This is a genomic window from Streptomyces sp. NBC_00045, from assembly GCF_045041095.1.
In the GTDB taxonomy this organism is placed as follows: domain Bacteria; phylum Actinomycetota; class Actinomycetes; order Streptomycetales; family Streptomycetaceae; genus Streptomyces.
Genome location: NZ_CP108271.1, coordinates 4,362,731 through 4,381,938, shown reverse-complemented (window position 1 = coordinate 4,381,938; position 19,208 = coordinate 4,362,731). Strand labels below are relative to the sequence as shown.

The 19,208-nt window shown below is 71.8% G+C and carries 19 protein-coding genes; 5 read left to right on the top strand and 14 right to left on the bottom strand.

From position 1 onward, the window contains the following. Window positions 1–31: 31 nt before the first annotated feature. On the bottom strand, window positions 32–445 hold the full coding sequence (locus OHA65_RS20555) for a DUF3151 domain-containing protein (RefSeq protein ID WP_327284545.1): 414 nt from the start codon (window positions 443–445) through the stop codon (window positions 32–34). A gap of 201 nt (window positions 446–646) precedes the next feature. On the opposite strand from OHA65_RS20555, the gene OHA65_RS20550 reads away from it, so the two are divergent. Then, window positions 647–1,912 (top strand): transposase, encoded by a 1,266-nt coding sequence (locus OHA65_RS20550; RefSeq protein ID WP_405762258.1) that lies wholly within the window; start codon window positions 647–649, stop codon window positions 1,910–1,912. Between the two features lie 78 nt (window positions 1,913–1,990). Here the strand turns inward: OHA65_RS20550 and OHA65_RS20545 are convergent, their stop codons facing one another. From OHA65_RS20545 to OHA65_RS20510, 8 genes are all read right to left on the bottom strand, one after another. After that, complete coding sequence (locus OHA65_RS20545; protein WP_327284543.1) at window positions 1,991–2,389, bottom strand: hypothetical protein; 399 nt, start codon at window positions 2,387–2,389, stop codon at window positions 1,991–1,993. 221 nt (window positions 2,390–2,610) lie between these two features. Beyond that, window positions 2,611–3,633, bottom strand: a complete 1,023-nt coding sequence (gene fbaA, locus OHA65_RS20540) for a class II fructose-bisphosphate aldolase (protein WP_327284542.1) — start codon at window positions 3,631–3,633, stop codon at window positions 2,611–2,613. A 225-nt stretch (window positions 3,634–3,858) separates the two neighbouring features. Beyond that, on the bottom strand, window positions 3,859–4,398 hold the full coding sequence (pyrE, locus tag OHA65_RS20535) for an orotate phosphoribosyltransferase (protein ID WP_327284541.1): 540 nt from the start codon (window positions 4,396–4,398) through the stop codon (window positions 3,859–3,861). A 31-nt stretch (window positions 4,399–4,429) separates the two neighbouring features. Next, the gene (locus tag OHA65_RS20530; RefSeq protein ID WP_327284540.1) at window positions 4,430–5,218 is read right to left on the bottom strand and encodes an aldose 1-epimerase; all 789 of its coding nucleotides are present in this window, start codon (window positions 5,216–5,218) and stop codon (window positions 4,430–4,432) included. Between the two features lie 21 nt (window positions 5,219–5,239). Further along, complete coding sequence (locus OHA65_RS20525) at window positions 5,240–6,121, bottom strand: SRPBCC family protein (RefSeq protein WP_328763281.1); 882 nt, start codon at window positions 6,119–6,121, stop codon at window positions 5,240–5,242. 47 nt (window positions 6,122–6,168) lie between these two features. Continuing rightward, window positions 6,169–7,809, bottom strand: a complete 1,641-nt coding sequence (locus OHA65_RS20520) for a polyamine aminopropyltransferase (RefSeq protein ID WP_327284538.1) — start codon at window positions 7,807–7,809, stop codon at window positions 6,169–6,171. A 141-nt stretch (window positions 7,810–7,950) separates the two neighbouring features. Further along, on the bottom strand, window positions 7,951–8,493 hold the full coding sequence (locus OHA65_RS20515; RefSeq protein ID WP_327284537.1) for a DUF2617 family protein: 543 nt from the start codon (window positions 8,491–8,493) through the stop codon (window positions 7,951–7,953). A gap of 355 nt (window positions 8,494–8,848) precedes the next feature. Then, window positions 8,849–9,103: a hypothetical protein gene (locus tag OHA65_RS20510; protein ID WP_327284536.1), complete on the bottom strand. Its 255-nt coding sequence runs from the start codon at window positions 9,101–9,103 to the stop codon at window positions 8,849–8,851. A gap of 148 nt (window positions 9,104–9,251) precedes the next feature. Between OHA65_RS20510 and OHA65_RS20505 the strand changes: the two genes are divergently transcribed. Next, window positions 9,252–10,433 carry a pyridoxal phosphate-dependent aminotransferase gene (locus tag OHA65_RS20505; protein ID WP_328763280.1) on the top strand — a complete coding sequence of 394 codons (1,182 nt, stop codon included), beginning with the start codon at window positions 9,252–9,254 and terminating at the stop codon, window positions 10,431–10,433. Between the two features lie 146 nt (window positions 10,434–10,579). Continuing rightward, on the top strand, window positions 10,580–11,728 hold the full coding sequence (locus tag OHA65_RS20500; RefSeq protein WP_405762256.1) for a hypothetical protein: 1,149 nt from the start codon (window positions 10,580–10,582) through the stop codon (window positions 11,726–11,728). A 13-nt stretch (window positions 11,729–11,741) separates the two neighbouring features. Here the strand turns inward: OHA65_RS20500 and OHA65_RS20495 are convergent, their stop codons facing one another. Together OHA65_RS20495 and clpB are read right to left on the bottom strand one after the other, a co-directional pair. Beyond that, complete coding sequence (locus OHA65_RS20495) at window positions 11,742–12,284, bottom strand: YbjN domain-containing protein (protein ID WP_327284533.1); 543 nt, start codon at window positions 12,282–12,284, stop codon at window positions 11,742–11,744. A 191-nt stretch (window positions 12,285–12,475) separates the two neighbouring features. Further along, a complete protein-coding gene (gene clpB / locus OHA65_RS20490) occupies window positions 12,476–15,076 on the bottom strand; it encodes an ATP-dependent chaperone ClpB (RefSeq protein WP_327284532.1) in 2,601 nt (866 codons plus the stop codon). 93 nt (window positions 15,077–15,169) lie between these two features. On the opposite strand from clpB, the gene OHA65_RS20485 reads away from it, so the two are divergent. Then, on the top strand, window positions 15,170–15,583 hold the full coding sequence (locus OHA65_RS20485) for a pyridoxamine 5'-phosphate oxidase family protein (RefSeq protein WP_327284531.1): 414 nt from the start codon (window positions 15,170–15,172) through the stop codon (window positions 15,581–15,583). 187 nt (window positions 15,584–15,770) lie between these two features. On the opposite strand, the gene OHA65_RS20480 is transcribed toward OHA65_RS20485, so the two are convergent. Further along, the gene (locus OHA65_RS20480; RefSeq protein WP_030299141.1) at window positions 15,771–16,085 is read right to left on the bottom strand and encodes a hypothetical protein; all 315 of its coding nucleotides are present in this window, start codon (window positions 16,083–16,085) and stop codon (window positions 15,771–15,773) included. Between the two features lie 326 nt (window positions 16,086–16,411). Here OHA65_RS20480 and OHA65_RS20475 point away from each other — a divergent pair, with 326 nt between their 5' ends. Next, entirely contained in the window at window positions 16,412–17,425 is a 1,014-nt protein-coding gene (locus tag OHA65_RS20475) for a helix-turn-helix transcriptional regulator (RefSeq protein WP_327284530.1), read from the top strand. A gap of 86 nt (window positions 17,426–17,511) precedes the next feature. Here the strand turns inward: OHA65_RS20475 and OHA65_RS20470 are convergent, their stop codons facing one another. Together OHA65_RS20470 and dnaJ are read right to left on the bottom strand one after the other, a co-directional pair. Beyond that, entirely contained in the window at window positions 17,512–17,982 is a 471-nt protein-coding gene (locus tag OHA65_RS20470) for a heat shock protein transcriptional repressor HspR (RefSeq protein ID WP_327284529.1), read from the bottom strand. 1 nt (window position 17,983) lies between these two features. Then, entirely contained in the window at window positions 17,984–19,171 is a 1,188-nt protein-coding gene (dnaJ, locus tag OHA65_RS20465; RefSeq protein ID WP_327284528.1) for a molecular chaperone DnaJ, read from the bottom strand. Window positions 19,172–19,208 lie beyond the last annotated feature (37 nt).

Below are 19,208 nucleotides of genomic sequence, written 5' to 3'. Positions count from 1 at the left end.
CCGGCCGCGTGCATGTGCGCGTCCGTACGGCTCAGGCGCCGAGGACGTCCGCCGCCGTCTCGGACGAATCGCGCAGGAAGGTCGAGCAGCGCTCGTACTCCTCCTTCTCGCCGATCGCCTCGGCCGCCCGGGACAGGGCGTACAGGGCGCGCAGGAAGCCGCGGTTCGGCTCGTGCTCCCACGGCACCGGGCCGTGGCCCTTCCAGCCCGCGCGGCGCAGCGCGTCCAGGCCGCGGTGGTAGCCCGTACGGGCGTACGCGTACGACTCGACGGTGCGGCCGGCGGCGAACGCATCGTCGGCGAGGGTCGCCCAGGCGAGGGAGGAGGTCGGGTGCGCGGCGGCCACCTCGACCGCGGGGGTGCCGGCGGCGAGGGCCTCGCGGCCCGGCTCGTCGGGGAGGTGGGTGGGGGCGGGGCCCCCGAGCAGGTTCTGGTGAATGGACATGCACCAAGTCTGGGGTATCGGGCCCCTCCCGCGGAGCGGCGGTACCGCGTACGGGCGGTGGTCCCAACCACCCCTGGGGCTCCCCCGGGTGACCTGTGGTGGGCGCCCCACCACAGGTCGGCCCAGCCGTGTGCCCGGCACACCTCCCCGGGAAGGGGGGCCCGGACGGACGGTAGGGGGGCCATCGACGAAGGGGGAGTCGTGAACACCAGCATCAGCAGCACGAACAGCGGCACGTACCGGGGCGTCCGGGCGGCGGCGGGGGCGGCGGGGCGGCGGGAGCCCGTCGGCGAGGCGGTCGAGGAGCTGTGCGCGGCGGTGTTCACCTCCCTGCGGCGCAGGGACCAGCGGGAGCGGGGCCGCCAGTACGTGCGCGGACTGCTGGCGGCGCAGGGCCGCAAGTCGATCCGGAACATCGCGCAGCAGCTCACCGCCGGCGCCGGTGCGGGGGGCGCGGCGGCCGCGGAGCAGAGCCTGCACCACTTCATCGCGGCGTCCACCTGGGACTGGCAGCCGATCCGCGCGGCGCTGTCGCAGTACCTGGGAGGGACGGCTCCGCTCAACGCGTGGGTGGCGCAGCCCATGGCGATCCCGAAGGGCGGCGAGCACTCGGTGGGGGCGGGCCACCGTTTCGACCCGCACCGCGGGCAGATGTTCCGTGGTCAGCAGGCGTTCGGGACGTGGTTCACGTCGGCGGGGGTCGTCACGCCGGTGGGTTGGCGGCTCCACCTTCGAGAGGAGCAGGAGGCCGCCGACGAGTCGTACGAGGAGTGCGCGGTGACGGCGGTGCTGGACACCCTGCGGGAGGCCCGCGAGTCGGGGGCGGCCACGCGCCCGGTGGTGCTGGACGTCCGGGACATCGCGACGCGGGCCGCGCTGAACCGCTTCGCGGAAGCACGGGTGCCCGTGGTGGGGCGGATCAGCCCCGAGGCGCGGCTGCTGGTGACCGACCCGCGGCTGCCGGGCTTCGGCGCGGGCACGCTGGCCGCGCGGGACGTCCTGCAGAACGTCAGGGGGCTGCGGATGCCGGTGGAGTGGCCCGACCCGGAACTGCCGGGGGCGCGGCGGACCTCGCTGGTGGCGGCCGTCCGGGTGATGGTGCCGGATCCGGCACCCGGGCGCCGGCGCGAGGTCCTGCTGTTCGGCGAGTGGGAGGCGGCCCGGCGGCTGCCGACGCAGCTGTGGGTGACGGACATGGTGCGGACGGAACCCGGGGCGCTGGTGCGGATGACGAAGACGGCGCACCGGGTGTCGGCGGCGGCCGGGGCCAGCGTGCAGGACGTCGGCCTGCGGGACTTCTCCGGGCGCTCCCTGCCGGGCTGGCACCGGCACGTCACGCTCGCTTCGGTGGCTCACGCGGCGCGCTGCCTGGCCCCGGCGGCGGCTTCGGTTGCGTCCTCGGTTCCCGTGCGGCATAGCCCGCTGCACCGCCCCCGCGCGCACGCGGCGGTCCTGGCCGGCCGCTGAGCGTCCGCCGGAGCCGGAGCCGGGGCTCAGCGGCCCCGGGCCCGGCTCAGGCTTCGGTCGTGCCGGCCCCGCCCGGCATCACCTGCGGTGGGGCCGGTGGCTGGGAGTGGACGTGGGTGTCTGGGGTTTCGGCGTCTGGGACGTCGGCGCCTTGACGACCGTGCAGTTCTTGAAGGGGTAGTCCTGGTTCTCGTTGACGGCGAGAACGGTGTAGTCGACGTTCTTCTGGAAGCGCTTCAGCAGGAAGTGTCCGGTGGCGTCGACGTTCAGGGGCACGGTGGTCTCGCCGTCATTGAGGTTACGAGGCGCCGAGAAGCCCTCGCCGGAGATGGTGACGTACGTCCCGTTCGCGGCGGGTGTGACCGTGCAGCTCGCAGCAGGTGCCGCACCGGCGGTCGGCGCGAGGGCGATCGCGCCGGACAGGGCGAGCGGAAACGCGGACAGCGCAACCGCTGCGCGTCGGATGTGCAGATGCATGAGGGTGCTCCCATCAGGGAGAAGCCAGGAGTTGCGGCTGCAGAGCTGTCGGCGCCCACCGCGACGGCGGTGTCTGGAAGGCCGAAGGCAACCGCCCATCCATCCTCACCCACCCACCCGCAAGTGTCGACCGGAGGCCCGACCGCGGCCCTGACCACGCCGAAGGGCCCGGTCCACCGTCACGAGACGGTGGACCGGGCCCTTCGGTCGTACAGGCGTTACTACTTCAGCTTCGTGCCCGTGGAGCGCAGGTTCGCACACGCCTCTGTGACGCGCTTGGCCATGCCCGCCTCGGCGAGCTTGCCCCAGGTGCGCGGGTCGTAGGTGGACTTCTTGCCGACCTCGCCGTCGACCTTCAGGACACCGTCGTAGTTGCGGAACATGTGGTCCGCGACCGGGCGGGTGAAGGCGTACTGGGTGTCGGTGTCGAGGTTCATCTTCACGACGCCGTTCTCCAGCGCGATGGCGATCTCCTGCTCGGAGGAGCCGGAGCCGCCGTGGAAGACGAAGTCGAACGGGCTGTTCTTGCCGTACTTCTCGCCGACGCCCTGCTGGAGGTCCTTCAGCAGCTCGGGACGCAGGACGACGTTGCCCGGCTTGTAGACGCCGTGCACGTTGCCGAAGGAGGCGGCCAGCAGGTAGCGGCCCTTCTCACCCAGGCCCAGGGCCTCGGCGGTGCGGATCGCGTCGTCGACGGTGGTGTACAGCTCGTCGTTGATCTCGTGGGTGACGCCGTCTTCCTCGCCACCGGTCGGGGTGATCTCGACCTCAAGGATGATCTTCGCGGCGGCGGCCTTGGCGAGCAGCTCCTGGCCGATGGCCAGGTTGTCGGCCAGGGTCTCGGCGGAGCCGTCCCACATGTGCGACTGGAAGAGCGGGTTCAGACCACGGGCCACGCGCTCGGCGGAGACCTCCAGGAGCGGGCGGACGTATCCGTCCAGCTTGTCCTTGGGGCAGTGGTCCGTGTGCAGCGCGACGGTGACGTCGTACTTCGCGGCGACGATGTGCGCGAACTCGGCCAGGGCGACCGCGCCGGTCACCATGTCCTTCTTGTACTGACCACCCAGGAACTCCGCACCACCGGTGGAGATCTGGATGATGCCGTCGCTCTCGGCCTCCGCGAAGCCGCGCAGTGCAGCGTGCAGGGTCTGGGTCGAGGTCACGTTGATCGCCGGGTAGGCAAACTTGCCTGCCTTCGCCCGGTCGAGCATCTCGTTGTAGACCTCGGGGGTTGCGATGGGCATCTGTCCGCTCCTTGGATGTGCGGGGAGTGTGCGATTGCTGGCCCTGACCTGGGGGCGACGTAACCGTCGGGCTCATCTTTCCAGACTCCGCGCGGCACTCCACCCGTGCCGGGTGGACCGTTTCACGTGAAACACTCCGCACCGAGGGGAAAGGGCAGGTCAGGACCTGTGCCCGGAGAGCCGGGGACCTCAGTCACCAGTTCTCCGGGGGGCCAGCATGCGAGATCAGGCGAGGTCGAGGTCGGCGAGCCGGTACCCGGTGAGGTAAGGGAGGCCCGCCGCGGCGATCGCGTCCGCGGCACCGCGGTCCACGATCGTGGCTACGGCGACGACCTCGCCGCCGGCCTCGCGGACCGCCTCGACCGCGGTCAGCGGGGACCCGCCAGTGGTCGAGGTGTCCTCGACGACCAGGCAGCGCTTGCCCTGCACGTCGGTGCCCTCGATACGACGCTGCATGCCGTGGGCCTTCTGCGCCTTGCGGACGACGAAGGCGTCGAGGCGTGCGCCGCGCGCGGCGGACGCGTGGAGCATCGAGGTCGCGACCGGGTCGGCGCCGAGGGTCAGACCGCCGACGCAGTCGAACTCCAGGTCGGCGGTGAGGTCGAGCATGACCTGGCCGACCATCGGGGCCGCCTCGCCGTCCAGGGTGATCCGGCGGAGGTCGATGTAGTAGTCGGCCTCCTTGCCGGAGGAGAGGGTCACCTTGCCGTGCACGACGGCCTTGTCCTTGATCTGCTGCAGAAGCGCATCCCGTACTTCACTCATGGGCCCGAGCTTAATTGCGCGCCGGCAGTGGCTAGGACAGCCGCCTCCAGGTCCAGGTCATGGAGACCTCCAGCGGGTCCACGGCGCTGACCAGGCGGGGCAGCGTGTTCAACCCGTTCGGCGGGCCGGACTGCGGCTCCACGCAGACCGCCTCGGGCTGCTCGTCGTAGACGACCAGCCATTCGGCCCGACTGGTGATCTTCAGTTCGATGGCCCCGGGCCAGGTGAGCGTCGCCTCGACACCGTCCGGCATGCCGAAGCAGTCGTCCCAGGGGCCGGGCAGCGGGTCGATGCGCTTGCCGGTGGGGAGGTGGTCGGCGCCGCGCTCCTCCTGCCAAGCGGGCGCGAAGTCGAGGCGCACGTCCTCCCCGCCGGTGCCGAGGTTGCGCCGGAACCAGGGGTGCCAGCCCGCCTGGGCCGGGAAGGAGTCGCCGTACGTCTCGACGCCCATGGCGACGGTCAGCGCATCGGGGCCGAGCTCTACGACCTGGGTGACCCGGCCCGGGTACGGCCACGGCTCGGCGAGGTCGTACGTGAAGGCCGCCTCGGTACCGGTGACACGGGCGGGGCGCCAGGGGGCGTCACGGCCGAAGCCGTGGATGGCGTGCGGCGGCTGGTTGATCGGCAGCTGGTGGACGGCGGCCCCGTCCCGGAACCGCCCGTGCGCGGTGCGCCCGCAGAACGGGACCATCGGGAAGCTGCCGTAAGGGGGACCTTGGCGCAGCAGCTCCGTGCCGTCGATGCGCAGACTGCTGATCCGGCAGCCGTCCTCCTGGTCGATGGTCACCTCGGCGCCGCCCGCGCTCAGTTGCGTACTCATGCGCCCGACTCTAACGAGGGGTCAACGGCGACGGCGCAGCGCTCGGCCGACGACGACCGCCGAGGCCAGGGCCAGGGCGGCGGCCGGTGCGAGCCAGCGCAGGTTCGCGCCGGCACCGGCGCTCGCGGGGGCCGGGACCGGGGCGTAGCGGCCGCGCGGGGGTGCGTGGTCCACTTCCTCGGCGCTGCGACCGATCATGGTGCGGCGGGCATGGGCGGCCTCGGCGGGCGGCTGAGCAGCCGCCCCGAGCTCGTCGATCTCCCCTAGGTCGCCGATCTGGCCGAAGTCGGGGAGTCCCTCGAAGTCTCCGTCCATGAAGGGCTCCAGGGACGGGGGTGGCACATCGGTGTCGAAGACGGACGCCGTGACCTCCGTGGTCCCGCCGTCCTCGCCGTCCTCGCCGTCCCCGGTGTCCTGTGCGCCGGCCTCCGCCTCCTCGGCCTCGGCGATCACGTCGGTCACCTGCTCCCCCGCCCCGGCTAGCGCCGCGAGCTGCTCGGCGGCCCGGTCCAGGAGCCGCTGGACGGCGGCCGCGGTGGCTTCCGGCGAGAAGCCGGCGGCCCGCCCGTCGGCGGCGCCCTCGGCGGTGAACTCCAGCCGGGTCCCGTCGTCCACCGGGGTCAGCAGCAGTGCGAGGGTCAGCTTGACGGTGCCGCTGCCGCGGATCTCCGTGCCCTCTCCGGCGACGGCGAAGCGGTCCGGGTCCCGTTCGGTGACGGTCAGGGCCCCGCGGTAGGTGATGGTGTTCCCGCCGACCCGCAGTTTGAGGCGGCCGGACACGGGCCCGGACGCCGCGTCGGCGTCCTGTTGGAGCCCGGGTACGCAGCGGGCCACCCGGGCGGGGTCGCGCAGCACGGCGCGGAGGTCGTCTGCCGGTACCGGAACGAACACCTGATGCTCCATGTGGTCGAGCCTACCGACGGGAGGCCCTCCCGCGCCCGGTCCGGCACTTACGAATACCGCGGGTGCGGGAGCGTCGACGGCGGCAGGCCCGCCACGCGGGTGCGCTCGGCGTCGCGCGCGGCGTCCCGCAGGGACTGCGTGGACAGCGAGCGCAGCCCCGGCGTGTCGGGGTCCACGCGCAGCTCGGGGACCCGTTCCCGGCCCGCCAGTACGAAGCCCCAGTCCTGCGGTGGCGTCTCGGCGGTGCCGGGGCTGCGGTCGGGACCGGCGGCGAAGCCGGAGAGCCGGCCGCCCGCGCTGTAGGGCGCGGTGTGCAGACCGGCCGCGCGCAGGGTGGCCTCGACCGTCCAGTACGTGCGCGGGCGCGTGGCCAGCGGTCCGGCGTGCACGGCGATCCGCCCGCCGGGGTGCAGGGCCCGCGCGGCGAGCCCGTAGAACTCCTGCGAGTACAGCTTCGTGCTGGGCGTGATGCCGGGGTCGGGGAGGTCGGAGACGATGACGTCGTAGCCGTCCCGGGCACCGGGTCCCCGCAGCCAGCGGAACGCGTCCTGCGTGACGACCCCGAGGCGCGGGTCCTCGTACACCCGGCCGTTGAGCGCGGAGAGCATCGGGTCGGTGCGGGCGAGCCGGACCACTCCGGGGTCGAGCTCGACGACGGTGACGGAGGTGACGTCGCGGTAGCGCAGCACCTCGCGCGCGGCGAGCCCGTCGCCGCCGCCGAGGACCAGGACCCGACTGTGCGGGCCGGTCATCGCGGGGTGCACGAGGGCCTCGTGGTAGCGGTACTCGTCGTAGCCGCTGACCCGCAGCCGGCCGTCGAGGAACAGGTCGAGGGAGCGGGGGGAGCCGGTGGCGGGGCCGGTCAGGACGAGCTCCTGGACGCCGGTCTGCTGCGCGACGCGGACCTCGCCGCCGTAGACGGCGCGCCGGGCGACCCGCTCGAAGTCGGGGGCGAAGACGGTCGCGCAGGCGAGGGCGGCCAGCACGGTGACGTTCGCGGCGATCAGCAGCCAGCGGGAGCGCCGGCTCAGGTCGCGGCGGAACAGCCACAGGACGAGGCCCGCACCGACGACCGCGTTGACGGTGCCGGTCAGCATGGCGCCGGTGAGCTGGCCGAGCACCGGCAGCAGCAGGAAGGGGAAGGCCAGCCCACCGACCAGGGCGCCCACGTAGTCGGCGGCGAACAGGTCGGCGACGGCTCCGCCCGCGTCCTGTCTGCGGATGCGCTGGATGAGGACCATCAGCAGCGGGATCTCTGCCCCGATGAGCACGCCGATCGCGAAGGAGAAGGCCACGAGCGCGGGCCGCGACTCGCCCAGCCAGGCGAAGCTCGCGTACAGCGCCATCGCCGACAGCCCGCCGAGCAGCGCGAGGCCCGCCTCGATGGCGGCGAAGCCGAAGGCGGGCCGTCTGCGGAGCCGTTTGGCCAGCAGGGATCCGACGCCCATCGCGAAGACCATGACGGACAGCACGACGGACGCCTGGGTGACGGAATCGCCGATGAGGTAGGAGCCGAGGGCGAGCAGCTCCAGCTCGTACACGAGCCCGCAGGCGGCGCAGACGAACACGGTGGCCAGCACGAGGAGTCGGCCGGTCCGGGGCCGTACGGGCAGGGCGGCCGTGAGGCTTGCCACGCCCTCCGGCTCCGGAGCCGGGAGCACCCGGCGCGGGACGGAACGGTCGATCATGAAGCGAACCGTACGTCACCACCCACTCACATCCCGTCACCCACATGGGTGCAAGTGATCTGCTGTTCCAGCCAGTTGGCGTAACGTCGCGGGGGCGCTCACGGCGTCCGCGCCCCCCGGACGGCCTGACCCGCTCGCGCACTACTGCGCGGCGGGTTCCAGGGCTTCGGCAGGTGCGCCCGTACGCGCTCCGACCCTCGTACGGGTGGCCACCAACTGGCCTTCCTGCGGGTACGCGTGCCAGGTCCGCCAGCGCACCTGCCCCTCGTGGCGCTGCGCGAGCATGGCGGTGAAGGCGTGCGGGCTACCGGGAAAGGTTCCGGCCAACCCGTTCGGGTGATCCGCGACCAGCGCGAGCAGCTCCTGCGCGCGCCCCGCGAAAGAGCCCTGCGACAGGGTCTCCACCCGGGCGGCGAACTCGTACTCCCAGTCGCCCATCCGCTTGGCCACGCCGAGCGGCAGCGGCGTCCTGCTGCCGGGCATGCAGGCGACCGTCTCCGAACAGAGCACCGCGCCCTCCTCCAGGAGCACCTGGTGCGAGGCCCCGAGCAGGCGCAACTCCAACTTCGCGCCCGCCAGGTCGAGGTTCAGCACGGCCAGGGCGGGCAGCCGGTCCCGACCCAGGGCCCAGGCGAGATCGGCGGCACGCGTGTCGGTGTAGGTGGTCTGGAGGGTCGTGAGCATGAGTCGGCTCCGCAAACGCGCGAGGGAGATGGGCCGGGGCCCGCCAGCGGTAGTCAACGGGTGGGGGGACACCGGCACGGGTCCGCAGGAAGTCCAGGGAGGTCCGAGGACTGGTCTACTCAACCGAGGGAATCATGAAAGGCACGGCACTCACAGCGTTTTTACCCAACTTGGTTGGGTTTACATCCCCCCGGGGGCTACTCAGTTCACGTGTTCAACCCCGTACGGCCCTCGCGTCACCCCGCGTCGGCTCCGCAAGCCGGAACGTGCGGATCCACCAGCCCGAACATAAGGGCGCCCGACGGCAGTTAGCACCGTCGGGCGCCCCGACGTGCGCGGCGCCAGCTGCCCCGTGTCAGCTGGAACCGCAGCCTCCACCGCCGCAGGAGGACGAGGAGCCCCCACAGGACGAGGAGGAACCGCAGGAGGAGGAGCCGCAGGAGGAGCCGCCCCCGCAAGAGGAACCGCCGCTGCCCCCCGCCCACCAGGACGAGCCGGATCCGGAGCCGGAGCCGGAATCGGCACCGGTCCAGGCACGGACCACCTTCGTCACCAGGAACACGAAGGCTGCGATGACCGCCACCACGAGCAGCAGGCCGATAAAAGACATGATCCTCAACCCCCCTCCAACGCCCCGGTCCCCCGAGAGCCGACTGTTCCTTCACGGGCCGGGGCCCGCATGAAGGGGGGATGCCCCCGGGCCACACGGGCCAAAGCACACTTGAGCAAGTCCAGAGGTTGCCCCCAGGATTGCGCCCATGAGCGCACCCGTGGGCGGCAGCCGCCCCCTCCTGAACCGCCGGCTCGCGTCCTTCGGCACGACGATCTTCGCGGAGATGTCGGCCCTGGCCGCCCGCACCGGGGCGATCAACCTCGGCCAGGGCTTCCCCGACACCGACGGACCCGCCGAGATCGCCGAGGCAGCCTCCCGCGCCGTGCTGTCGGGCCTGGGCAACCAGTACCCGCCGGGCCCCGGCGTCCCGGAGCTGCGCACCGCGATCGCCCAGCACCAGCAGCGGTTCTACGGCCTGCCCTACGAACCGGACACGGAGGTCCTGGTCACCGCGGGCGCCACGGAAGCCATCGCCGCCTCCCTCCTCGCCCTGCTCGAACCGGGCGACGAGGTCATCGCCCTGGAGCCCTACTACGACTCGTACGCGGCCTGCATCGCGATGGCCGGCGCCACCCGCGTCCCGGTCACCCTGCGCCCGCACGCCGGGGCCTTCACCCTCGACCTCGACGAACTGCGCGCCGCGGTCACACCGCGCACCCGCCTGATCCTGCTGAACACCCCGCACAACCCGACGGGCACGGTCCTGACCCCGGCCGAGCTCGCCGCGATCGCGGAGCTCGCACGGGAGCGCGACCTCCTGGTGGTCACCGACGAGGTCTACGAGCACCTGGTCTTCGAGGGCGCCCACGTCCCGCTGGCCTCGCTGCCCGGCATGCGCGAGCGCACCGTCACCATCGGCTCGGCGGGCAAGACGTTCTCGTTCACGGGCTGGAAGGTCGGCTGGATCACCGCCCCGCCGGAGCTCGTCTCCGCGGTCCGCTCCGCCAAGCAGTTCCTGACGTACGTCTCCTCGGGCCCCTTCCAGTACGCCATCGCGCAGGCCCTGCAGCTCCCCGACGACTACTTCGACGGCTTCCGCGCCGACCTGGCCGCCAAGCGCGACATCCTCGCCGACGGCCTCACGGCCGCCGGGTTCGAGGTCTTCCGCCCACAGGGCACGTACTTCATCACCACGGACATCACGCCCCTCGGTGAAAAGGACGGCCTCGCCTTCTGCCGCGCCCTCCCCGAGCGCTGCGGCGTCGTCGCCATCCCCAACCAGGTCTTCTACGACGACCGGGCCGCCGGCGCCACCCAGGTCCGCTGGGCGTTCTGCAAGAAGACGGAGGTGCTCGAAGAAGCCGCCGCGCGGCTGCGGCGGCTCTGAGCCGGGCACCCGCTGCGGGCGGCGCCCGATTTCACCGGAGGTTCCAGCGGCATTCACACCCGCCGGGCGCCCCTGAGCTTTAGGGTGCCCGAGGCTCTCCTCGCCGGGACGGGCCCACTTCACGCAGCGCGGGAAAGACGGGGTTCATGACGGCGACGGGCAGTCTGTCGGTTTCCGTACGTCCGCAGGAGCTCCGGACCGGCAGGGTGCCCGCGGCCCTCGTCGCCCTCGGGCTGTTCTCCGCCGTCCGCGCCGGCGGCGCGCTCGTGCTCGCCGTCGGGGCGTGGTGGGCCGGGCGCAGCCCCGTCCGCGTGCTCGGGCACTCCTGGGACTCCGCCTGGTACCTCGGCATCGCCGTGCACGGCTACGGCCGCACCCAGATGTCGGCCGCCTCCGGTCTCGTGCAGAGCGACTACGCGTTCTTCCCGCTCTACCCGCTGCTCGTGCGGCTGGCCGGCGCCACGCCCTGGGCCGGGCTGCTCGTGGCCTGGACCGCCGCCGCGGTCGCCGCCGTCGGCGTGTACCGCGTCGGAGAGCTCGTGCTCGCCCCGCGCGCCGGGGTACTGCTGGTGGCGCTGTGGGCGGCGACCCCGCACGCGGTGGTGCTGACCCTCGCCTACACCGAGCCGCTGCTCGCCGCGCTCGCCGCCTGGGCCCTGTACACCGTGCTGCGCCGGCGGTGGCTGTGGGCCGCGGGCCTCGCCGTGCTCGCCGGACTGACCCGCCCGACCGGGATCGCCGTCGGCGCCGCCGTGACCGCCGCGGCCCTGCACACCCTGCTCGTACGAAGATCCCGCGCGCCCGAGGTGTGGGCGGCCGCGCTACTGGCCCCGGCGGGCTGGGTCGCGTACGTCGTCGCCGTCGGGATACGCACCGGGAGTCCGGCCGGGTACTTCACCGTGCAGCAGCGCTGGGGCTCCCGCTTCGACTTCGGCTCGTACACCACCGCCACCGTCTGGCGGGTGCTGACCGGCGGGCACGTACCGCTCGCCACGGTCGTGACCGTGGCCGTCCTGGCCGCCGCCGGGCTCCTGGCGGTGCTCCTGCTGCTCGACCGGACGCCGATGGCGCTGCTCGCGTACACCGCCGTCCTGCTGCTGATCACCTACGGCGGGGCCGGCTACTTCGAATCGAAGCCGCGCTTCCTGCTCCCGGCGTTCCCCCTGCTCCTGCCGGTCGCCGCCGCAATGGCACGAGCCCGGCCGCGCTCCGCGGTCATGACGACCGCGGGGCTGGCCGGGCTCTCGTACGGCTACGGGCTGTACCTGCTGTTGATCGCCCGCGTGCCGCTGTGACGGTCAGCGACGACTAGGCGTCGTCGCCGCCGTCCTCGTCCTCACCGTCGGTGGAGTCGATCTCCTTCTCCAGGCCGAGCTGCTCCACGAGCCACTTGTCGAACTCGATGGAGGCCCGGACCCAGCTGACCGTGGAAGAAACGAAGTGCTCCAGGCTGACGCCGGTGCCGATCAGCATCTGCGCCTCGCCGATCAGGCGAACGGAGCCGTCGTCGTGCGTGTGGCTGTAGACCTTCGGCCACAGGGTGCGGCGGTTCCAATCGTCGATCGACTCAAGGAGCTGGGGCTTGTCTTCGATCGCGTGCGGACGGTCGTAGAAGGTCCGCACCGAGAAGACCTGCTGCTCGTCCTCGCCGCGGAACATGAAGTACGTCCGGAACTCCTCCCACGGCGCCGCGAGGTCACCCTCGTCGTCGACGACGTACTTGAGCTCCATCTGCTCCAGCAGCTGCTTGACCAGATCCTGGTCGGGGACGACGGGGCCCGCCGGTCCTGTGGCCTGCGGATCGGGCTGCTGCCCTCCGAAATTCGGAATCGAGGCCGGGTCGATGCTCACCGTGTTTTCCCTTCGTGCGGATGATGTCATCCTCCCCCATGGCTCCCACCCCCTGTCCACCCCCGCACGTACGATCCGCGCAGGGCGGACAGGAGTGAGCCGCCCGTAAGGCCGGCCGGGGCCCGGCCAGGGCCCGGCCAGGGCCCGGCCGGGGCGCGGCCGGGGCGCGGCCGGGGCGCGGCCGGGGCGCGTCAGAGCGCCTTGCCGACGATCAGGTCTTCGCCTGCCACGTCGACCCGGACCGTGTCCCCGTCGCGGACCTCGCCCGCCAGGATCTCCTTGGCCAGGCGGTCGCCGATCGCCGTCTGGATCAGGCGGCGCAGCGGCCGGGCCCCGTACGCCGGGTCGTTGCCCTTGTCCGCCAGCCAGGCCAGGGCCTCGGGCGTGACGTCCAGGGCCAGGCGGCGGTCGGCCAGGCGCTTGGCGAGGCTGCCGATCTGGAGCTCGGCGATGTGCGCCAGCTCTTCCTCGGTCAGTGCGGAGAAGACCACCAGGTCGTCGAGGCGGTTGAGGAACTCCGGCTTGAAGGAGGCCCGGACCACTTCCAGGACCCGCTCGCGCTTGTCCTGCGCCGAGGTCGCCGGGTCCATCAGGAACTGGCTGCCCAGGTTCGAGGTCAGGATCAGGATCGTGTTGCGGAAGTCCACGGTGCGGCCCTGGCCGTCCGTGAGGCGGCCGTCGTCCAGGACCTGGAGCAGGATGTCGAAGACCTCGGGGTGGGCCTTCTCGACCTCGTCCAGCAGCACCACGGAGTACGGGCGGCGGCGTACGGCCTCGGTCAGCTGGCCGCCCTCCTCGTAGCCGACGTAGCCGGGCGGGGCGCCGACGAGACGGGCCACGCTGTGCTTCTCGGAGTACTCCGACATGTCGATGCGGACCATGGCCCGCTCGTCGTCGAAGAGGAAGTCGGCGAGCGCCTTGGCCAGCTCCGTCTTGCCCACGCCCGTCGGGCCCAGGAACAGGAACGAGCCGGTCGGGCGGTCGGGGTCCGCGATCCCGGCCCGGGTGCGGCGCACCGCGTCCGAGACGGCCCGGACGGCCTCGCCCTGGCCGATCAGGCGGCGGCCCAGCTCGTCCTCCATGCGCAGCAGCTTCTGCGTCTCGCCCTCCAGCAGGCGGCCGGCCGGGATCCCCGTCCAAGCGCCCACCACGTCCGCGATGTCGTCGGGCCCCACCTCGTCCTTGACCATCGCGTCCTTGGAGTGGCCGGTCTTGGAGGCCTCTTCCTCCTCCTCCGTGGCTTCGGCCAGCTCGCGCTCCAGCGTCGGGATCTCCCCGTAGAGCAGCTTGGAGGCGGTGTCGAAGTCGCCGTCGCGCTGCGCCCGCTCGGCCTGCCCGCGCAGGTCGTCCAGGCGCTCCTTGAGCTCGCCGACGCGGTTGAGGGACTGCTTCTCCTTCTCCCAGCGGGCGGTCAGGCCCCGCAGGTCCTCCTCCCGGTCCGCGAGGTCCTTGCGGAGCTTGTCCAGGCGCTCGATCGAGGCCGGGTCGGACTCGTTCTTCAGCGCCAGCTCCTCCATCCGCAGGCGGTCGACCGAGCGCTGCAGCTCGTCGATCTCCAGCGGCGAGGAGTCGATCTCCATGCGCAGCCGGGACGCGGCCTCGTCGACCAGGTCGATGGCCTTGTCGGGGAGGAAGCGGGAGGTGATGTAGCGGTCGGACAGGGTCGCGGCGGCCACCAGCGCGCTGTCGTTGATGACGACCTTGTGGTGGGCCTCGTAGCGGCCCTTGAGGCCGCGCAGGATCGCGATCGTGTCCTCGACGGAGGGCTCGGCGACCAGCACCTGCTGGAAGCGGCGCTCCAGCGCCGGGTCCTTCTCGATCCGCTCGCGGTACTCGTCGAGCGTGGTCGCGCCGACCATCCGCAGCTCGCCGCGGGCCAGCATGGGCTTGAGCATGTTGCCCGCGTCCATGGCGGAATCCCCGCCGGCGCCCGCGCCGACGACGGTGTGCAGCTCGTCGATGAAGGTGATGATCTGGCCGTCGCTGGACTTGATCTCCGCGAGGACCGTCTTCAGCCGCTCCTCGAACTCGCCGCGGTACTTAGCACCGGCGACCATCGCGCCGAGGTCGAGCGAGACCAGCCGCTTGTTCTTCAGCGACTCGGGGACGTCGCCCTTGACGATGCGCTGCGCCAGGCCCTCGACGACGGCCGTCTTGCCGACGCCGGGTTCGCCGATGAGCACCGGGTTGTTCTTCGTACGGCGCGACAGGACCTGGACGACGCGCCGGATCTCCTGGTCGCGGCCGATGACGGGGTCGAGCTTGCCCTCACGGGCGGCTGCCGTGAAGTCGGTGCCGAACTTCTCCAGGGCCTTGTACTGACCCTCGGGGTCGGGGGTGGTCACCCGCCGTCCTCCTCGTGCGTTCTCGAAGGCGTCCAGCAGCTTCTTCGCCGTCGCGCCCTGGGCGGAAAGGACCTCACCGGCCGCGCCGCCCTTGGCGGCGATCGCGATGAGGAGGTGCTCGGTGGAGAGGTACTCGTCGCCAAGCTTGCCGGCCTGCTGGTCGGCCTCGGCGAGTACGGCGAGCAGGTCGCGGGTGGGCTGCGGGGGCGCGACCGTGGAGCCCGTGACGCTGGGCAGGGCGGCCAGCAGCCGCTCGGCGCCGCCCCGGACCGCCGCCTGGTCGGCTTCGGTGGCCGCGAGCAGGTCGATGATGTTCTCGTTGTCCTCGCCGGCGAGGAGGGCCAGCAGCAGGTGCGCCGGGGTCAGATCCGCGTGGCCGTCCTTCACGGCCCGGCTGGTGGCCGCGTTCAGGGCGTCCCGGCTCTTGTTGGTCAGCTCGGCATCCACGTGCGACTTCCCCTCTCAGGAGCGGCTGTGAGTATGTCAGCGTACGCAAAGTTGAGTCTATTCCACTCAAGGCCACAGTCGTACCCTCGGGCCATGGCTCATGACGTACTCAACCCGACGCCCGAGTACCTCGCCTTCTGGCGGGAGCGGCACGTCTGCACCCTGACCACCCCACGCCCCGACGGGACGCCGCACGTGGTGCCGGTGGGCGTCACGTACGACCCGGAGGCCGGTCTGGCCCGGGTGATCAGCAACAAGAACAGCAAGAAGATCCGCAACGTGCTGGCGGCGCAGGCGACGGAGCAGGGCCCGGCCAGGGTCGCGGTGTGCCAGATGCAGGGACGCCGCTGGGCGACCCTGGAGGGCAGCGCGGTGGTCCGCACGGACGAGGCCTCGGTCGCCGAGGCGGTGGCGCGCTACGCGGAGCGCTACGGGCGGACGCCGTCGCCCAATCCGGACCGGGTCGTCCTGGAGATCACCCTCGACCGAGCCATGGGACGCGCCTGAACCATCCGGCCCGAACCGGCACCGGTACCAGCACCAGCACCAGCACGCGGAAACAGTTCGGTTTTCACCTTGTCCGGTTCAAGCACTGGACGCGGACATCACAACGGCGCCATCGTGGTCAGGTCCACGATGGCGCCGTTGTGTGGGGGAAGCACCTGGAGCGATCTGCAACGACGGGGGAATCGCTTCAGGCACTGCGGGGGGTGGCGGTGGTGATATCGGGTTCGAAGAGCTGGTGGTCGCGCTGATCAAGGTTGACGAAGACCATTCCGTAGCGCACCTCGCAGCGGACGGGCTGCGGCGCGCCGCGGGGGCGGCGCAGGCATCGGTACGCCCGGACGTCTTCGTCCTCCTCGCGCGTGATGACGATGGGCTGTCCGAACAGGGTGACCATCAACGAGTCGCCAGGGTGGGGGATGGCCGTGGCAAGGTCGATGAACTGCCAGCCGGAGCGGTAGGCAGAGGCCATTTCGCGACGGAAACCGCGGTCGTCGGGGGTCATACCGCGGTCTCCGAGCCAACGGCGCCGGCTTCGGCGTCGACGGGGGCGGAGCGCCACCCGCTATCCATCGGTGCCGCGCGCCATCCGCTGTCCTCCAGCGGTGCCGCCTGGAGGTCGGCGACACCCCCTGCAGCGCCCCCCAGGGTGACCCCGGCAAGTCCCAGACCGGCCACAGCCGAGAAGATGACGGTGGCAAGCGCCGAGCGAAGCATTCTCTTGTTCATGGTCGGCTTCGTCCTCACTTGATGAAATCCTCTCCCCCGCCTGTCAGACGATGGCTCATTCAGGCACATCACTGCCACAGGGACGATGCATCATGTTCTTGCATGTTCAGGACCCTGGGGGGTGGAGATTTGACCATAAACAGAACAAAAGCGACACATCCCCACTCGGTCACCGAGCTGTGCAGCGAGGGGGCGCGGCTCTACACGAGTGCGCTGAGGACGGGACGTATCGCACGTGGGGATGTCAAAACGGCACCCTGTCTGCTCGATCTGGCGCTGTTGCAGCCGGATCCTGATGACGCCAATTCGCTCCGTCCGGTTCCACCGGCCGTGGCACTCGCACAGCGGCTGCATCCGATCGAACGCGAGATCCGCGACAGACGCCGCGATTCCCTCGAACTGTCCGAGGCTTTCGAGCCGTTTCTCGCCATCAGCGCGCAGAATCCGGCAAGCACCCACGCCATCACCGTGCTCGAAGGTTTCGACCCCATCAACGCCGCCCTCAACCTCGCCACGGCCGAGTGCCACACCGAGATGCTCACCATCCAGCCCGGCGGCGCCCGGCCCAGCCTGGAGCTCACCGAAGCCCTGGAACGCGACCAGCCGCTGACCGACCGCGGTGTCCGGATCCGGACCCTCTACCAGCACACCGTCCGGCACAGCCGCGGCACCCTCGCATACGTCGATCTCCTCAAGGCCGGCAAGGTCGAAGTGCGCACGTTGGAGGAGCTCTTCGAGCGCCTCATCATCTTCGACCGGACCGTCGCCTTCATCCCGGCCAGCGACGACCGCCAGGTCGCCCTGGAACTGCGCCACCCTGGGCTCGTGGACTACCTCATCAAGGTGTTCGAGCAGCTGTGGCACCGCGCGGTGCCGCTCCAGGAAGAAGTGACGTACCAGCACACCCGCGGCGGAATCTCGGGCGTGCAGCGCACCATCGCCCAGCTCCTCATCGAGGGCCACGTCGACGAGGCCATCGCCCGCCGGCTCGGCATGAACGTACGGACCTGCCGCGCGCACATCGCGAAGCTCGCCAGCACCCTCGGCAGCGGCAGCCGCGCCCAACTCGGCTTCCTCATCGCCCGCTCCGGAATCCTGGAGGACGGGGGCGACTGAAGCCCGCCGGACAACGCACTGGCCCCGCCCGGGGATCCCGGGCGGGGCCTACGCGTTCGCGTGCCGGCCGCCGGGGCCGGCCGGAGTCAGTCGCCCTGGCGCTTCGGCGCGGGACGCCACACGACCAGGGCGTTGCCCGCCACCGGCGGCTGGTACTTGACCAGATCTCGCCGGTACGAGGCGTGCACCTGGGCTTCGCGCTGCTGGAGCACGGCTGCCGCGCCGTCCACCGCCGCCGCGAGCTCGGCCACGCGCTGCTGGAGCGCCGTGACCTGGTTCTCCAGCTCGATGATCCGCTTGATGCCGGCCAGGTTGATCCCCTCGTCCTGGGACAGCGCCTGCACCGTGCGGAGCAGTTCGATGTCGCGGGCCGAGTAGCGCCGGCCGCGGCCGGCCGTCCGGTCCGGGGAGACCAGGCCGAGGCGGTCGTACTGGCGCAGGGTCTGCGGATGCAGGCCCGAGAGCTGGGCGGCCACCGAGATCACGTAGACCGGGGTCTCGTCGGTCAGCTCGTAAGCCCCGTTACCGAACCGGGGCTGTCGTCGGCGGCCGTCCATGTCATGCTCCCTTCGCGGACTCGAACAGCACGGCGCGCGGGTCCTCCGACTCCGTCGCGTCGCGGTACATCTCCAGTGCCTCGCGGGCCTTGTCCGACAGCGAGGCCGGAACCGCGACCTCCACCGTCACCAGCAGGTCTCCGCGGGTGCCGTCCTTACGGACCGCTCCCTTGCCGCGGGCCCGCATGGTGCGCCCGCTGGGGGTGCCCGGCGGCAGCTTCAGCGTCACCGGCGGACCGTTCAGGGTCGGAACCTTGATGTCGGCTCCCAGGGCGGCCTCGGCGATCGTCACCGGAACGCTGACCGTCAGGTTGTCGCCCTTGCGGCCGAAGACCGGGTGGCCGTCCACGTGGACGACCACGTACAGGTCGCCCGCGGGACCGCCGCGCTCGCCCGGAGCGCCTTTGCCGCGCAGCCGGATCCGCTGGTTGTCGGAGACGCCCGGCGGGATGCGGACCTGCATGGTGCGGGAGGACTTGGCCCGCCCGCTGCCCTTGCAGACGTCGCAGGGGGTCTCCGCGATCAGGCCGCGGCCCTTGCAGTCCGCGCAGGGGTCGGTCAGCGAGAAACCGCCGCCGCTGCCCCGCGACACCTGGCCGGTGCCTACGCAGGTCGGGCACACGCGCGGAGTGCCGTTCTTGTCGCCGGTGCCCGAACAAGCCTTGCAGGGCGCCTGGGAGGACATCCGGAGCGGGACCGTCGCCCCGTCCACCGCCTCCGTGAAGGAGAGGGTGACCTCCGACTCGATGTCCTGGCCGCGGCGCGGCTGGGTACGGGTCCCGGGGCCCGCGCCGCCGCGGTTGAACAGGCCGCCGAAGACGTCGCCCAGGCCGCCGCCGCCGCCGAAGCCGCCGCCCGCGCCGCCGGCACCCGGCTGGGTGCCGCCGAACAGGTCGCCCAGGTCGAAGTTGAACGAGCCGCCCCCGCCCGGACCGGGGCGGAAGCCCCCGTTGCCGAACAGGGTGCGGGCCTCGTCGTACTCCTTGCGCTTCTTGGCGTCACCGAGGATGTCGTTCGCCTCGGAGATCTCCTTGAAGCGCTCCTCGGCCGAGGCGTCGCCCTTGTTGGCGTCCGGGTGGAACTCGCGCGCGAGCTTCCGGTACGCCTTCTTGATCTCGGCCTCGGTAGCGTCCTTCGGGACACCGAGGACCTTGTAGTAGTCCTTCTCGACGAAGTCCTTCGTGCTCATCCCCGGTGTCCCTCCTCTCGTGCCACTGCGTGTCCTG

Excerpts from the sequence above, each read along its gene's own strand:
- OHA65_RS20555 (WP_327284545.1), bottom strand. The coding sequence starts at position 445 with ATGTCCATTCACCAGAACCTGCTCGGGGGCCCCGCCCCCACCCACCTC.
- OHA65_RS20545 (WP_327284543.1), bottom strand. The coding sequence starts at position 2,389 with ATGCATCTGCACATCCGACGCGCAGCGGTTGCGCTGTCCGCGTTTCCG.
- fbaA (WP_327284542.1), bottom strand. The coding sequence starts at position 3,633 with ATGCCCATCGCAACCCCCGAGGTCTACAACGAGATGCTCGACCGGGCG.
- pyrE (WP_327284541.1), bottom strand. The coding sequence starts at position 4,398 with ATGAGTGAAGTACGGGATGCGCTTCTGCAGCAGATCAAGGACAAGGCC.
- OHA65_RS20530 (WP_327284540.1), bottom strand. The coding sequence starts at position 5,218 with ATGAGTACGCAACTGAGCGCGGGCGGCGCCGAGGTGACCATCGACCAG.
- OHA65_RS20525 (WP_328763281.1), bottom strand. The coding sequence starts at position 6,121 with ATGGAGCATCAGGTGTTCGTTCCGGTACCGGCAGACGACCTCCGCGCC.
- OHA65_RS20520 (WP_327284538.1), bottom strand. The coding sequence starts at position 7,809 with ATGATCGACCGTTCCGTCCCGCGCCGGGTGCTCCCGGCTCCGGAGCCG.
- OHA65_RS20515 (WP_327284537.1), bottom strand. The coding sequence starts at position 8,493 with ATGCTCACGACCCTCCAGACCACCTACACCGACACGCGTGCCGCCGAT.
- OHA65_RS20510 (WP_327284536.1), bottom strand. The coding sequence starts at position 9,103 with ATGTCTTTTATCGGCCTGCTGCTCGTGGTGGCGGTCATCGCAGCCTTC.
- OHA65_RS20505 (WP_328763280.1), top strand. The coding sequence starts at position 9,252 with ATGAGCGCACCCGTGGGCGGCAGCCGCCCCCTCCTGAACCGCCGGCTC.
- OHA65_RS20500 (WP_405762256.1), top strand. The coding sequence starts at position 10,580 with ATGACGGCGACGGGCAGTCTGTCGGTTTCCGTACGTCCGCAGGAGCTC.
- OHA65_RS20485 (WP_327284531.1), top strand. The coding sequence starts at position 15,170 with ATGGCTCATGACGTACTCAACCCGACGCCCGAGTACCTCGCCTTCTGG.
- OHA65_RS20480 (WP_030299141.1), bottom strand. The coding sequence starts at position 16,085 with ATGACCCCCGACGACCGCGGTTTCCGTCGCGAAATGGCCTCTGCCTAC.
- OHA65_RS20475 (WP_327284530.1), top strand. The coding sequence starts at position 16,412 with ATGTTCAGGACCCTGGGGGGTGGAGATTTGACCATAAACAGAACAAAA.
- OHA65_RS20470 (WP_327284529.1), bottom strand. The coding sequence starts at position 17,982 with ATGGACGGCCGCCGACGACAGCCCCGGTTCGGTAACGGGGCTTACGAG.
- dnaJ (WP_327284528.1), bottom strand. The coding sequence starts at position 19,171 with ATGAGCACGAAGGACTTCGTCGAGAAGGACTACTACAAGGTCCTCGGT.